This window comes from Streptomyces sp. NPDC033177, assembly GCF_055577715.1.
Genome location: NZ_JBVIPS010000007.1, coordinates 22,654 through 36,601, shown reverse-complemented (window position 1 = coordinate 36,601; position 13,948 = coordinate 22,654). Strand labels below are relative to the sequence as shown.

9 protein-coding genes are annotated in these 13,948 nt (G+C 72.6%); 3 read left to right on the top strand and 6 right to left on the bottom strand.

Annotation, left to right across the window (positions count from 1 at the left end; genetic code table 11):
* Positions 1 to 19 precede the first annotated feature (19 nt).
* Complete coding sequence (locus ACZ5U5_RS23855; RefSeq protein ID WP_469025082.1) at positions 20 to 4,699, top strand: coiled-coil domain-containing protein; 4,680 nt, start codon at positions 20 to 22, stop codon at positions 4,697 to 4,699.
* Here ACZ5U5_RS23855 and ACZ5U5_RS23850 read toward each other — a convergent pair.
* The 5 genes from ACZ5U5_RS23850 to ACZ5U5_RS23830 all read right to left on the bottom strand — a co-directional run bounded on the left by ACZ5U5_RS23850 (position 4,696) and on the right by ACZ5U5_RS23830 (position 11,567).
* Positions 4,696 to 5,823 (bottom strand): aromatic ring-hydroxylating oxygenase subunit alpha, encoded by a 1,128-nt coding sequence (locus ACZ5U5_RS23850; protein ID WP_469025080.1) that lies wholly within the window; start codon positions 5,821 to 5,823, stop codon positions 4,696 to 4,698. The genes ACZ5U5_RS23855 and ACZ5U5_RS23850 overlap by 4 nt on opposite strands.
* Positions 5,824 to 5,856: 33 nt before the next feature.
* Entirely contained in the window at positions 5,857 to 7,011 is a 1,155-nt protein-coding gene (gene solA / locus ACZ5U5_RS23845) for an N-methyl-L-tryptophan oxidase (protein WP_469025078.1), read from the bottom strand.
* A gap of 33 nt (positions 7,012 to 7,044) precedes the next feature.
* Entirely contained in the window at positions 7,045 to 9,507 is a 2,463-nt protein-coding gene (locus tag ACZ5U5_RS23840; protein WP_469025076.1) for a GcvT family protein, read from the bottom strand.
* A 14-nt stretch (positions 9,508 to 9,521) separates the two neighbouring features.
* Positions 9,522 to 10,607, bottom strand: coding sequence for an S-(hydroxymethyl)mycothiol dehydrogenase (locus ACZ5U5_RS23835; RefSeq protein ID WP_469025074.1), 1,086 nt, complete (start codon positions 10,605 to 10,607; stop codon positions 9,522 to 9,524).
* Between the two features lie 216 nt (positions 10,608 to 10,823).
* A complete protein-coding gene (locus ACZ5U5_RS23830) occupies positions 10,824 to 11,567 on the bottom strand; it encodes an IclR family transcriptional regulator (protein ID WP_469026084.1) in 744 nt (247 codons plus the stop codon).
* 297 nt (positions 11,568 to 11,864) lie between these two features.
* Here ACZ5U5_RS23830 and ACZ5U5_RS23825 point away from each other — a divergent pair, with 297 nt between their 5' ends.
* On the top strand, positions 11,865 to 12,185 hold the full coding sequence (locus tag ACZ5U5_RS23825) for a bifunctional 3-phenylpropionate/cinnamic acid dioxygenase ferredoxin subunit (protein WP_363211107.1): 321 nt from the start codon (positions 11,865 to 11,867) through the stop codon (positions 12,183 to 12,185).
* Complete coding sequence (locus ACZ5U5_RS23820; RefSeq protein ID WP_469025072.1) at positions 12,182 to 13,339, top strand: NAD(P)/FAD-dependent oxidoreductase; 1,158 nt, start codon at positions 12,182 to 12,184, stop codon at positions 13,337 to 13,339. The genes ACZ5U5_RS23825 and ACZ5U5_RS23820 overlap by 4 nt, the downstream gene beginning before the upstream one ends.
* A gap of 38 nt (positions 13,340 to 13,377) precedes the next feature.
* Here ACZ5U5_RS23820 and ACZ5U5_RS23815 read toward each other — a convergent pair whose 3' ends face one another.
* The gene (locus tag ACZ5U5_RS23815; RefSeq protein ID WP_469025070.1) at positions 13,378 to 13,869 is read right to left on the bottom strand and encodes a hypothetical protein; all 492 of its coding nucleotides are present in this window, start codon (positions 13,867 to 13,869) and stop codon (positions 13,378 to 13,380) included.
* Positions 13,870 to 13,948: the final 79 nt, after the last annotated feature.

The following is a 13,948-nucleotide window of genomic DNA, read 5'->3' as shown; positions in this document are numbered from 1 at the left end:
ACGACGAGAGTCCGCCGCCATGTACGAGCTGTCCCGGGTCCGCCTCTACTCCATCGGCCCAGCCGGTGCGCGCTACGCCGACACCGTGCTTGACCTGCGCGGCGTCGGCGCGGAGGTGCCCGACCCCGCGCCCGCCCAGGCGGAGTTCTTCGAGGACGAGCCGGTCGGACCCCCGCGCCGCCCCGCGCCCGCGGGCGTGCTCTTCCTGGAGAACGGCGGCGGCAAGTCCGTCCTGCTCAAGCTGATCTTCTCGGTGATGCTGCCGGGCCACCGCAACACCCTCGGCGGCGCGAGCTCCGGGGTGCTGCGCAAGTTCCTGCTCGCCGACGACTGCGGGCACGTCGCCCTGGAGTGGCAGCACACCCTGACCGGCGAGTGCGTCGTCGTCGGCAAGGTCAGCGAGTGGCGCGGGCGGCAGGTCTCCAACGACCCGCGGAAGTTCGCCGAGGCGTGGTACTCCTTCCGGCCGGGCCCCGGCATGAGCCTGGACTCGCTGCCCGTCGCCGAGTCCACCGCTGTACGCCCCTCCGTGGAAGGCGCCTCGGGCGCCCAGGGGCGGCGGCGCACCATGAAGGGCTTCCGTGACGCGCTGACCGAGGCGGGCAAGGCGTACCCCCACCTCGAAGTGCACTGGGAGGAGATCCACGACCGCTGGAACGAACACCTCGGCGACCTGGGCCTCGACCCCGAACTCTTCCGCTACCAACGCGAGATGAACGCCGACGAGGGCGAGGCCGCGGGCCTCTTCGCCGTCAAGAAGGACTCCGACTTCACCGACCTGCTGCTGCGCGCCGTCACGGACACCCGCGACACGGACGGCCTCGCCGACCTCGTGCACGGCTTCGGCAACAAGCTGGGCCGCCGCTCCGAACTCATCGCCGAGCGGGACTTCACCGCGGGCTCCGTCGACCTGCTCGGCCGCATCGTCGACGCCGCCGACACACGCTCACGCGCGCGTGACGTGCACGCGGGAGCCGAGCGGCGCACCCGCACGCTCGCCCGCCGCCTCTCCGCGCGCGCCGTCGGCGAGCGGAACAAGGCGGGGGAGCTCGCCGAGCGGGTCACCGCCGCCGCGCAGACCGTCACCACGGCGGAGGAAGCACGCGGCAGGTCCGCCCTGATCTCCGCCGAACTCGCCTTCCGGCACGCCTCCTTGGCGCTCACCGTCGCGGAGAAGGCCGCCGCCGCCCAGCGCCGCGAGCTGGCCGACGCGCGCCAGCTGCACTCCGCCTGGCAGGCGGCCGAGGCCGTTCTGCGCCACCGTGCGGCGGCCGACCGCTCCGCGCGCGTGGCCTCCGCGATCCTGGAGGCCGAGCGGGACGCGGCGCCCGCCCTCGCCGCCCGCTCCAAGGCGGCGGCCGATCTCGTCCGGGTGCTGCACACCGCGGCCGAGGGCGCCGAATCGCTCGCGAACGAGGAGGAGGAGCGCTCGGCGGCGCTCCAGGAGACCGGCGAGGCCGCCCACCGCGACGCGACCGTCGCCGCGACCGAGGCCCAGCGCGCCCGCAGCGAGGCCGGACACCTGCGTCAGCGCCTCTCCGAAGTCGAGCAGGAGACCGCGGAGGCCGTCCGCGCGGGCTGGCTCGACGACACCGCGCCGGACGCCGACCCGGCGCGCGCCGCGCTGGCCGCGAGCGACGCCGAGAAGAGCGCGGCGGCCGCCTGGGACACCGCCCGCGAGACCTCCTTGCGCGCCGCCGAGCACGCCAAGGAAGCCGCCGCGGCAGAGGCCCGCGCCGAACTCACCGCGGCCCGCGCGTCGGACGCCGCGGACGCGGCCGAGCACGCGTACGACGCGGAACGCAGGGCGGCGGAGTCGATCGCCGGCGACGAGCGCCTCGCCGAACTGCTCGGCCTGCCCGGGGCGAGCTCCCAGGGCGGGGTGCCACAGCCTCGCCAGGGGGCCGCGGAGACGGGCAGCAGCGGCGCCCGGGAGGACGAGGCCGCCAATCTCACCACCCGCACCCTGATCGATGGCCTCTCCCTCACCGAGCTGGACCGCAGCGCCGACGACCTCCGCACCCTCCTGGAGGACGGGGTCGCCTCCGCCGAGCGGCAGCTCTTCGAGCTGCGGACCGCCGCCGCCGACGACTCCCGCATCCTGGGCGCCCTCGGCGACGGCGGGCTGCTTCCGCCGGGACCCGACGTCCTGGCCACCGTCGAGTTCCTCGGCGAGCACGGCATCCCCGCCCTGCCCGGCTGGCGCTACCTCGCGCAGGCCGTCGACCCCACCGACCACGCGCGCGTGCTCGCCGCCAGGCCCGAACTGGTCGACGGCGTCGTCATCACCGACCCCGCAACCCACGCGCGGGCCCGCGAGGCGCTCGCCGGCGCCGCCCTGCTGCCCCGCTCCGCCGTGGCCGTCGGCACCGCGGCCGCCCTCCTCGCGCCGACCCCCGGTGAGGACGCACAAGGCGGGGACGTCTTCCTCGTGCCGCCGAACCCCGCCATGCACGACGAGCACGCCGCCGACGAGGAGCGGCAAGCGCTCCGCACGCGTGCGACGCGGCGCGACGAGGAGATCCGGACGCTCGCCGCGCGCCTGGCCAAGGACCGCGAGCTCGCCGCGCGGCTCGCCTCCTGGCGCGGCGGCTGCCCCACCGGACGCATCGAAGAGCTCGCCGCCGCCGCCCGCAGCGCCCGCGCCTTCGCCGAAGAGGCCGAGGCCGAACTCGCCGAGGCCCGCACGGTCCGGGCCGAGGCCGACGAGGAGGCGGCCGAAGCGGCACGCGCGCGTGACGAGCGGCAGGAGGCCGCCCAGCGCGCGCGGCGCGTCGCCGACGCACTCGCCGGCCTCGCGTTCCGCCTGCGCGAGCGCGCGGGCTGGCAGACCAAGCTGCGCGAACTGGCCGATGACGCCGTGGAGTCGGAGGCCCGCGCCCAGACCTGCCTGGACCGCGCCCGCGCCGCCGACGAGGACCGGCGCGCCGCCCAGCGCGCCGCCGACGACGCCCGCCGCACCGCCCGCGCCCTGCGCGCCGAACGCGCCGAGATCGCGGGCGCCCCGGAGGACCTGCCGGAGGCCCCCAAGGACGCAGCCGCCCCCAAGTCGTCGCTGCCCGCCCTCCGCGAGGCCTACCGCGCCGCCTCCCAGCTCTACGAGAAGGTCGGCGTCGGCGCCGACCTGCGCGCCGAACAGGCCCGCGCCGAGAGCGACGAGAGCGGCGCCCTCGCCGAGCTCGACCGGCTCAGCAACAAGGTCCGCACCCGCGCCGCCCTGCTCCTGGAAGGCACGGACGGCTCCGACGGCCCCTCCCGGCAGGCCGCGTCCGCGCGCGCCGAGGCCCAGGTCCAGCTCATCGAGACCCGCGCCTCCGCCGCGAGCGAGCAGCTCGGCAGGCTGCGCGGCGAGGCCGAGCGCCTCGCCCCCCAGGACGAAGCCGAAGCGCACACCGAGCTCCCCGAAGACCTGGTCCCCGCCGACGCCGAGCACGCACAGGCCCTCCTGCGCACCGCCACCGGCGAACTGGCCGCCCACACCGAGGCGTTGAGCCAGGCCAAGGACGCGCACGCCACCCTCCTGCACGCCCACCGCGCCACGGAGGACGCGGCCGGTGGCTTCGACGAGACCGCGGCCCTCCTGCGGGACCTCCTGCGCGAGCAGCACCAGGAGGAGGAGAACGCCGAAGAGCCCGAGCCCTACCCCGGCTCCCTCGAAGAGGCCCGGCAGTCCGCTTCGGAGGCCCGGCGTTCCCTGCGCGGCTGCGCCGCCGACCTCTCCACCGCCGAGGCCGCCGTCCGCGAGGCCAGCGACATCCTCGTACGGCACGCGAACTCCACCCGCTACGAGCAGGTGCGCACCCCCGCCCGCCAGCAGATCCGCGAACTGCCCGCCTCCGCGCTGCCGGAGCACGCCAAGAAGTGGGCCGACGCCTTCGCGCCCCGGCTGCGGGTGCTCACCGACGAGCTGGAGCAGTTGGAGCGCAACCGCGACAGCATCGTCGACCGACTGCGCGGCCTCGTGGAGTCCTCGCTCGCCACGCTCCGCTCCGCGCAGCGCCTCTCCCAACTGCCCGAGGGTCTGGGGGAGTGGTCGGGCCAGGAGTTCCTGCGCGTCCGCTTCGAGGAGCCCGACCAGGCGACGCTGACCGAGCGCCTCGGCGAGGTCATCGACGAGGCCACGCGGGCCGCGGTCAAGAAGAACTCCGACATGCGGCGGGACGGAATGTCCCTGCTCCTGCGCGGAGTTCAGGCCGCCCTCGAACCGCGTGGCATCGCCGTCGAGATCCTCAAGCCGGACGCCGTGCTGCGCGCCGAGCGGGTGCCGGTCGGCCAGATGGGCGACGTCTTCTCCGGCGGACAGCTGCTCACCGCTGCCATCGCCCTGTACTGCACGATGGCCGCCCTGCGCAGTAACGACCGGGGCCGCGACAAGCACCGGCACGCCGGCACGCTCTTCCTCGACAACCCCATCGGCCGCGCCAACGCCACGTACCTCCTGGAGCTCCAGCGGGCCGTTTCGGACGCGCTCGGCGTGCAGCTGCTCTACACCACCGGCCTGTTCGACACGACGGCGCTCGCGGAGTTCCCGCTGGTCATCCGGTTGCGGAACGACGCGGACCTGCGCGCGGGCCTGAAGTACATCAGCGTCGAGGAGCACCTGCGGCCGGGTCTGCCGCAGCAGGACCCGGCCGAGGAGACGGTGCACGGGGAGATCACGGCGACGCGCATGTACAAGCGTCCCGCCCCTACGGCCTAGCCCAGCAGGCCCGCCAGCCACTCGTGGAAGAGGCCGATGTGATGCTCGGTCGGCACGAGCACCCCGCCCGCGCGGTAGGCGCGTGACGCCATCGCGGGCTGGGTGCGCTCGCAGGCCTCGAAGTCCTGTTCGTTGACCCGGTGGAAGAGCTCCACCGACCTGGTGAGGTCGACGCCGGACGCGACGACCTCGGGTGCGTACAGCCAGTCGCACTCGACGACCGTGCGGTCCTCGGCCAGCGGGAACATCCGGTGCAGGATCACATGGTCGGGGACGAGGTTGACGAAGACGGTCGGCTTGATCGTGATCGCGTAGTAGCGGCGGTCCTGGTCCTCGGCGACCTCGGGGAGCCGCTCGAAGCCCTCGCTGCCGTCGACGGTGAACCCGCTGACCTCCTCGCCGAACGAGGCGCCGTGCCCGACGTAGTACTGGGCGGCGAACCCGTCCGCGAACTCCGGCAGGACATCGGTCAGTTCGGGGTGGATGGTCGCGCAGTGATAGCACTCCATGAAGTTCTCGACGATCAGCTTCCAGTTGGCCCGTACGTCGTACGTGACGCGCTTGCCAAGGGCCAGCGACTCCGTCCCGTAGCGCTCTATGGACGCCGCGTCCCCCAGGCGTTCGACGGCCGCACCGATGACGGTCTCCTCGAAGGACGGCGGTTCGTCGGCCAGGCACACCCAGGCGTAGCCGAGCCACTCCCGCAGCGCGACCTTGACCAGGCCGTACGCGGTGCGGTCGACGTCCGGCATCTTCACCAGGTTCGGCGCGGCGATCAGCTTGCCGTCGAGGTCGTACGTCCATGCGTGGTAGGGGCATTGGAGCGCGCGGCGCACCTCGCCCGCCTCCTGGGTGCAGAGCCGGGCGCCGCGGTGCCGGCAGATGTTGAGGAAGGCGCGCAGCTCCCCGGAGCGGGAGCGGGTGATCAGCACGCTCTCGCGGCCGACCTGGACGGTGCGGAAGGCGCCGGGTTTGTCGAGGTCGGCGGCGCGCACCGCGCAGAACCAGAGCGACTCGAAGACGCGTTCCTGCTCCTGCCGGAAGATCTCGGGATCGGTGTAGAAGTGGCCCGGCAGCGTGGTCATCAGGCTGGCGGCGGACGGGGCCTCGGGGGTCGTCGTCACGGTGGCGTTCTCCTAAGGCGGGCGCGGCACTCCTCAAGCGGGCGCGGCGGCCAGGCGGCTGGGGTCGAAGAGCTCGATGGGGTGATCGGTGGTGCCCCGCAGCGCCAGGTCGGCGACGATCTCGCCGACGACCGGCACGAACTTGAAGCCGTGCCCGGAGAACCCGGCGGCCACGGTGACCGATTCCGGGTGGGCCGGGTGGCGGGCGATGACGAAGTGCTCGTCGGGCGAGTTGGAGTACATGCAGGTCGCGGCCTTGAGGAACTGCCCGGGCAGGGAGGGGATGTGGCCCGTCATGTGCTGCGCCATCGCGGCGACCTCGTCCTCGTGGACCGTGCGCTCGATGTTCTCGGGTGTGCAGGGCGTGCCCTTGCGGAAGAAGGCGACCTTCGCGCCGAGGTCAGGTCCGTCGATGGCCGGGAAGCCGTAGACCTGCACGTCGTACGCGTCCTCCCAGATGTAGATCGGGTGGTTCTGCGGCAGGAAGGGCCGCACACCGCCGGTCGGCTGGAACCAGTACATGACCTGCCGCTCGATGGTGAACGGCACCCCGATGTCGGTCAGGAGCTGCGGCGCCCAGGCCCCCGGGCAGATGACCAACTGCCCCGCGGTGTAGGTGTCGTCGGGGGTGTGCACGCGGACACCGCCCCGATATGGCTCCCAGCGCGTCATCGGCTCCTCGAAGTGCAGGTCGGCGCCCTGCTGTGTGGCGAGCTGCAGATGGGCGGCGACGGTGTTCTCGGGGCGGACGAGGCCGGCCCGCGACTCGTACAGCGCGACCTCGTCGTCACGTGGAGCGAGCGTCGCGAAGCGGCGGCGTATCTCGGGGGCGTCGAGCATCTCGTGGGGCAGGTCCCACTGCCGCGCGGAGAGCAGCGAACCGGAGACGGTGCGGCTCTCGGGGCGCCCGATCATCACGCCGCCGCACAGGGTGGCGATCTCGCGGCCGGTGTCGCGCTCCAGGCGCGCGTACAGCTCGTACGAGCGAAGGAGGAGCGGTACGTACGCGGGGTCCTCGAAGTAGGACTGCCGGGTGATGCGTGAACCGCCGTGGCTGGAGCCGCGGTTGTGGACGGGGCCGAACTTCTCCAGGCCGAGGACGCGGGCTCCGCGTGCGGACAGGTGGTGGGCGGCGGCGCTGCCCATGCCGCCGAGGCCGATCACGATCACGTCATAGGTGGGGGACACGGAGCTTCCTCCATAACAGCGGCCGCTTGGCCTCTAGCAGCGGATGCGGGTCATCTTCGGATCGAACAGAGGCTCTTCGGCGACCGTCGCGGGCACCTTCTCGCCGAAGTACTCGACGTGCACGCCGGTGCCCGCCTCCAGCGGCGGCAGCCACGCGTAGGCGACGCACCGGCCCAGCGTGTAGCCGTACGCGGCGCTGGTGACGTACCCGGCCGGTGTCCCGTCGACGTGGACCGGCTCCTTGCCGAGGACGACGGCGGCCGGATCGTCGAGCAGGAGAGCGGTCAGCTTGCGCGCGGGGGCTCCGAGTTGTTCGAGTGCGGTCCGGCCCACGAAGTCGCCCCAGTCCATACGAACGGCGAAGCCGACACCCACCTCGTACGGATGGTGTTCGGTGGTCATGTCATGGCCCCACGCGCGATAGCCCTTCTCCAGGCGCAGGCTGTTGAACGCCGACCGTCCGGCCGCGATCACACCGTGCTCCTGCCCCGCCTCCCAGAGGGTGTCCCAGAGGCGGAGACCCGTGTCGGCGCTCGTGTAGAGCTCCCAGCCCAGCTCACCGACGTACGACAGACGCATCGCCGTCACCGGGACATGCCCGATGTACGTCTCCTTGGCGCGGAAATAGCCGAACCCCTCGTGCGAGAAGTCGTCCCGGGTGAGGGGCTGGACGAGGTCACGCGCGAGGGGGCCCCAGACTCCGATGCAGCAGGTGCCCGATGTGATGTCCCGCAGGTGGACGTCGTCGGGGGCATGGCGCAGGAGCCAGTCGAGGTCGGCCGGGCTGTTGGCACCGACCTGGAAGCGGTCCGGGGCGAGCCGGGCCACCGTGAGGTCGGAGCGGATGCCGCCCGCCTCGTCCAGGAGCAGGGTGTACGTCACCGCGCCGGGCTTCTTGGCCAGGTTGTTCGAGGTCATGCGCTGCAGGAAGGCGAGGGCGCCGCGGCCCGAGACCTCCAGGCGGCGCAGGGGAGTCATGTCGTAGAGGGCGACCTTCTCGCGGGTCGCCTTCGCCTCGGCGGCCGCGATCGGCGACCAGTGGCGGGCCGACCAGGCATCGCGTTCGGGGACCTGGACGTCCGCGAGAAGCGGCGCGTTCGCCTCGTACCAGTGCGGGCGCTCCCAGCCGCCACCCTCCAGGAAGACGGCGCCCAGCTCCTGCTGCCGGGCGTAGAAGGGGCTCACCCGCAGCGGCCGTGGCCGGTCCATGGGCTGCAACGGGTGCAGGACGTCGTAGACCTCGACGAACTGCTGGGCGCCGCGGTCGGTGACGTACGCGGGGGAACGCTGGGCGTCCTCGAAGCGGGTGAGGTCGCAGTCGTGCACGTCGACGGAGGGCCGCCCGTCGATCATCCACTCGGCGAGCGCCTTGGCCACGCCCGCGGAGTGCGTCACCCACACCGCCTCGGCCAGCCAGAATCCGCGCAGCGCACGGGACTCACCGAGGACCGGCATCCCGTCCGGGGTGAAGGAGAAGACGCCGTTGAAGCCCTCCGCCACCTCGGTGCCGCGCAGGGAGGGCAGCAGCCAGCCGCAGTCCTCCCAACTCGGCGCGAAATCCTCCTCGGTGAAGGGGTACGAGGATGGCATGTCCGCCGCCTCGTCGTACGCCGGGACGGTGAAGGCGTCCACGGGCAGGGGCCGGTGGGCGTAGGAACCGATGCCGATGCGGTCGGTGTGCTCACGGAAGTACAGATCGCGGTCCTGGAAGCGGAGGATCGGCTTCGACGCCTCCGTCCGCGGATTGTTGACGCCCGCGAGCTCGGGGAGCGGCGCGGTCTTCGCGTACTGATGGGCGAGCGGCAGAAGGGGTATGTCGACGCCGGCCATGCGCCCGATCATCGGGCCCCAGAAACCCGCGGCCGACACGACGTGATCGGCGGGGAAAGTCCCCTGGTCGGTCACGACGGCGGTGACGCGTCCTTCCTCCTGCTCCACGCCGGTCACGGTGTGCCGGTCGAGGAAACGCGCGCCACGCGCGCGTGCCCGCTCGATCTGCGCGCGGCAGGCGAGCACGGCACGGGCGAGCCCGTCGTCGGGGGTGTGCAGCCCGCCGAGGACCTTGCTCTCGTCGATGAGCGGCCACATCTCCTTGCACCGGGCCGGGCCGACCAGTTGGGCGCGGACGCCCCAGGAAGCGGCGTATCCGGCCTTGCGGTGCAGGTCGGCCCAGCGCTCGGGCGTGGTGGCGAGTTCCAGGCCGCCGACCGGGTTGAAGCAGGGCAGACCGTCCACCTCGAGGGCCCCGAACTTCTCGACCGTGTACGTCGCGAAGGCGGTCAGGGTCTTGGACGGACCCGTCTGGAAGACGAGACCGGGGGCGTGCGAGGTCGAGCCGCCGGGAGCGGGCAGCGGGCCCTGTTCGAGGACCGTGACGTCGGTCCAGCCGCGGGCGGTCAGCTCGTCGGCGAGCGAGCACCCGACGATGCCGGCGCCGATGACGACGACGCGGGGCGCCGGGGCGTGTGGCTCAGGTGCGGGAGCACGGTAACTCACAGGACTCGGGCCGCTCACAGGACCACCACCGAACGCAGCACCTCGCCGCGCTGCATCCTGCCGAACGCCTCCTCGACCTGGTCGAGCGTGATGGTCTCCGAGACGAAGCCGCCGAGGTCGAGGCGGCGGTTGAGGTACTGGTCGACGAGGATCGGGAAGTCTCGGGTCGGCAGGCAGTCGCCGTACCAGGAGGACTTGAGGGCGCCGCCGCGTGAGAACAGGTCGATCAGCGGAAGATCGATCCGCATCTCCGGGTCGGGCACCCCCACCTGCACGAGGACACCCGCGTGATCGCGCATGTAGAAGGCCTGCTTGTACGTCGACGGGGTGCCGACCGCGTCGATCGCGACGTCGACCCCGAAGCCGCCGGTGAGTTCGCGGACGGCGTCGACCGGGTCCGTGCCACGGGAGTTGACGGTGTGCGTGGCGCCGAACCGAGTCGCCCCGTCGAGCTTGGCCTCGTCGATGTCGACGGCGATGACGCGGCGCGCCCCCGCCAGTGAGGCACCGGCGATGGCGGCGTTGCCGACGCCGCCGCAGCCGATGACGGCCACGGTGTCTCCGCGGCCCACCTGACCGGTGTTCACGGCGGCCCCGTAACCCGCCATCACCCCGCACCCGATGAGCCCGGCGGCCTCGGGCCGGGCCGCCGGGTCGACCTTCACCGCCTGCCCGGCGGCGACCAGGGTCTTCTCGGCGAAGGCGCCGATGCCCAGGGCGGGGCTGAGGGGAGTGCCGTCCAGGAGGGTCATGGGGTGGGCGGCGTTGCGTGAGTCGAAGCAGTACCAGGGGCGGCCGCGCAGGCAGGAGCGGCAGGCTCCGCAGGGTGCACGCCAGGCGAGGACCACATAGTCGCCGGGCGCCAGATCGGTGACATCGGCACCGATCGCCTCGATGGTGCCTGCTGCCTCATGGCCGAGCAGGAACGGGAAGTCGTCGTTGATCGCGCCTTCCCGGTAGTGCAGATCCGTGTGGCAGACCCCGCAGGCCTGCACGGAGACAAGTACCTCTCCCGGTCCGGGATCTGGCACGACGATCGTCTGCACCTCGACGGGTGCGCCCTTCTTCATGGCGACGACGGCACGGACCTCGTGTGGCACGACCAGACTCCTCTGCTGTTGCGCACTGCACGACGGGTTGCGCTATGAGAGACATAGTGGGAACGCCATCAAGAGGCCGTCAAGGGGTGGGAGTTAACCCTTGGCAAATCAGCTGCGCACAGCGAAACGCCGCCGACACAAGGCGAGGGCGGAACCGGATATACCGGTTCCGCCCTCGTTTCCCGCCCACGTCGGTAGGTGTGGGGTGAACGTCGCTCAGAAGCCGTAACCCATCCGCCGCGACAGCTCCACGGCCGCGGCGACCGTGCGCTTGGCGAGCTCGGTCAGGCGGTCCTCGGTCAGGCGGTACACGGGCCCGGACGCGCTGAGCGCCCCGATCACCTTGCCGTCGTGCGCGCGCACCGGCGCGGCGACGGCGGCCAGGCCCACCTCGAGCTCCTCCACGGCTATGGCGTACCCCTGATCGACGACGGCCTCCAACTCGCCGCGCAGCGCCACTGTCCCGGTCACCGTGTGCTCGGTCAGGCGTGGCAGCGTCCGCGCGATCAGCCCCTCGCGCAGCGTCGTCGGCAGATGGGCGAGGAGGATCTTGCCGCTGGAGGTGGCGTGCAGCGGCGTGCGCCTGCCCAGCCAGTTCTGCGCGGTCACGGACGCGGGGCCGCGGGCCTGCATGATGTTGACCGCGGCGTCGTCGTCCAGGATCGCGATGTTGACCGTCTCGCCCAGCTCGTCGGCGAGGTCGCGGCAGACCGGGCCACCCTCCTGGGAGATGTCCAGACGTACTGCCGCCGCCCCCGCGAGGCGGAGTACGCCGGCCCCCAGGAAGTACTTCCCGCGGTCCTTGGCCTGGCCCACGAGGCCACGGTTCTCCAGGACGCCGAGCAGCCGGAACGCCGTCGACTTGTGCACCCCCAACTCGTCGGCGATCTCCGTGACACCGGCCTCGCCGAGCCGGGCGAGTATCTCCAGGACGCTGACCGCGCGGTCCACGGACTGCACGGACGCGGGCGCGGCCTTCGGCTGCTTCTCGCGGGATCCGGGCCGCTCCTCGGGACGGTCCTCGTGCGGCTCCTCGTTCTGATCAGGCTGTTTCCGCGTGCCGGTCATATCTCAACTCTCACCACCTCGCGGCCCGTTGAAGCCGCATCTGCGGGAAGCCCTTGACGCGGTGGGCTTCCCGGCCGGAGTCTGTTGCGTATAGCGCTTTCTCGTGCGCCATGCGAAACGTCATGTTACCGAAGGGTCCTGGGCCGAGAAGGTGTCAGGACCGGCCGAGAGAGATCAACAGGGGCGCCCATGATTCCCGTCTGCCGCCTAGAAGACCTCCCCGCGGGCGAATCCGTCCGTGTCGACACCACCCCTCCCGTCGCGGTGTTCAACGCCGACGGCGAGATCTACGCCATCGACGACACCTGCAGCCACCAGGACGCCTCTCTTTCCGAGGGATGGCTCGAGGGCTGCCTGGTCGAATGCCCGCTCCATGCCGCCTCGTTCGATCTCCGCACCGGCCGGCCCACCTGTCTGCCGGCCCGCCGCGCCGTGCGCACCCATCGGGTGAGCGTCGACGACGGCACGATCCATGTCCACCTCGTGGCCGAGGAGGGTTCCGCCGCATGAGAACCATCACCGTGGTGGGCGCCTCGCTCGCCGGGCTCTACGCGGCGCGCGAACTGCGCGCCCAGGGATACGACGGACGGCTCGTGATCATCGGCGACGAGCCGCATCCACCGTACGACAGGCCGCCGCTCTCCAAGGACTTCCTCGTCGGCCGGACCGATGAGGCCCAACTCGCCCTGTCCGACGCCGAGGAGGCCGGCGAACTCGCCGCCGAATGGCTGCTCGGGGTGCGCGCCCGGGGCCTCGACCCACGCGGCCGCACCGTGCTCCTGGAGGACGGCAGGACCATCGCGAGCGACGGCGTGGTCATCGCGACCGGCGCCTCCGCGCGCCGACTGCCGGGGCCCTCCCTGTCGGGGGTGCACACGCTGCGCACCCTGGACGACGCCGGCGCGCTGCGTACGCAGCTGACCGCGGGCCCGCGGCGGGTCGTCGTGATCGGCGGCGGTTTCATCGGCGCGGAGACCGCGTCCTCGTGCGTGGCGCTCGGGCACGAGGTGACGGTCGTCGAGGCGGCCCCGCTGCCGCTTCTGCCGCAACTGGGCGCGGACATGGCGGCGTTCTGTGCAGGGCTGCACGCGCGCGGGGGAGCGGAGCTCGTGACGGGCACCGGTGTCGCCGCCCTGCACGGCGAGCGGTCGGTGCGCGCGGTGGAGCTGGCCGACGGCCGTCTGCTGCCCGCTGATGTGGTCGTCGTGGGCATCGGGGCCGTCCCCAACACCGGCTGGCTCGCGGGTTCGACCGTCGCCGTGGGCGACGGAGTGCTCTGCGACGACGGCTGCGTCACCGGGCTGCCGCACGTGGTCGCGGTGGGCGACGTCGCCCGCGTGGGCGGCACACGGGCCGAGCACTGGACGAGCGCCACGGAGCAACCCCGGGTCGCCGTACGCAATTTGCTGGCCGGACACACGGCCGAGACCGTACGTCCGCTGCCGTACTTCTGGTCCGATCAGTACGGATCCCGCATCCAGTTCGCCGGGCGGCGACGCGCCGACGACACCGTGCGGCTCCTCGAAGGGGCGCCGGAGGAGGGCAGCTTCCTCGCCGCGTACGAGCGGGAGGGGCACACCACCGCGGTCCTCGCGGTGAACCGGCCACGCCCGTTCACGCGCATGCGACGCGGCCTTCTCGCGGAGCTGCCCGTCGCGGCCTAGGAAGCCGGGCGCGCGGTCCGGGAACCCGGGCGCGCGGTCTAGGAGTGCGACAACTGCCCTGCTGTCGCACCGCGCCTGCGTATGCGGTCGTCGCTGCGCGCCGCCGTCCGGGCCTGTCGGCGGGCCCGGCGCCGCTCGCGCCGCAGCTGACGTGCCGTGCTGCTGGGCACCGACACGACGCCGTTGCGCTGGTTCCACACCTGGCGGGTCACCCACACGTCCAGGACGCCCCAGGTGGCGACGACGGTGCTGGCCACGCTGCTGAGCACCATCGGGAAGGACAGCCAGGATCCGGCCATCGTGCACAGGAACGCCGTCATCGCCTGCATGAGGGTCAGCGCCACTATGATCACGGCCCGCACCGCGGCCGTACGCACGGGATCGGGCAGGCGCCGTCTGCGCGCCGGTTCCTCGACCCACAACTCCCTGCGGTCCTCACCGGACTGCGCCCCGGGTGCCTCGTGTTGATCCGCGCGCCCGGATGCCTCGTGCTCGTCCCCGGTCGTCCTCTGGCGCTCTGCCGTGGCCATCAAACTCGTCACTCCCCCGATGCTCTCGGGCCGTTCGCTGAGATGTCGGCGGACCCGACTCTCCACTGGCTGCCCGGTA

Bases quoted from the DNA above. Each gene is read 5' to 3' on its own strand.
- ACZ5U5_RS23820 (WP_469025072.1), top strand. From the start codon at position 12,182: ATGAGAACCATCACCGTGGTGGGCGCCTCGCTCGCCGGGCTCTACGCG.
- ACZ5U5_RS23855 (WP_469025082.1), top strand. From the start codon at position 20: ATGTACGAGCTGTCCCGGGTCCGCCTCTACTCCATCGGCCCAGCCGGT.
- ACZ5U5_RS23815 (WP_469025070.1), bottom strand. From the start codon at position 13,869: ATGGCCACGGCAGAGCGCCAGAGGACGACCGGGGACGAGCACGAGGCA.
- ACZ5U5_RS23825 (WP_363211107.1), top strand. From the start codon at position 11,865: ATGATTCCCGTCTGCCGCCTAGAAGACCTCCCCGCGGGCGAATCCGTC.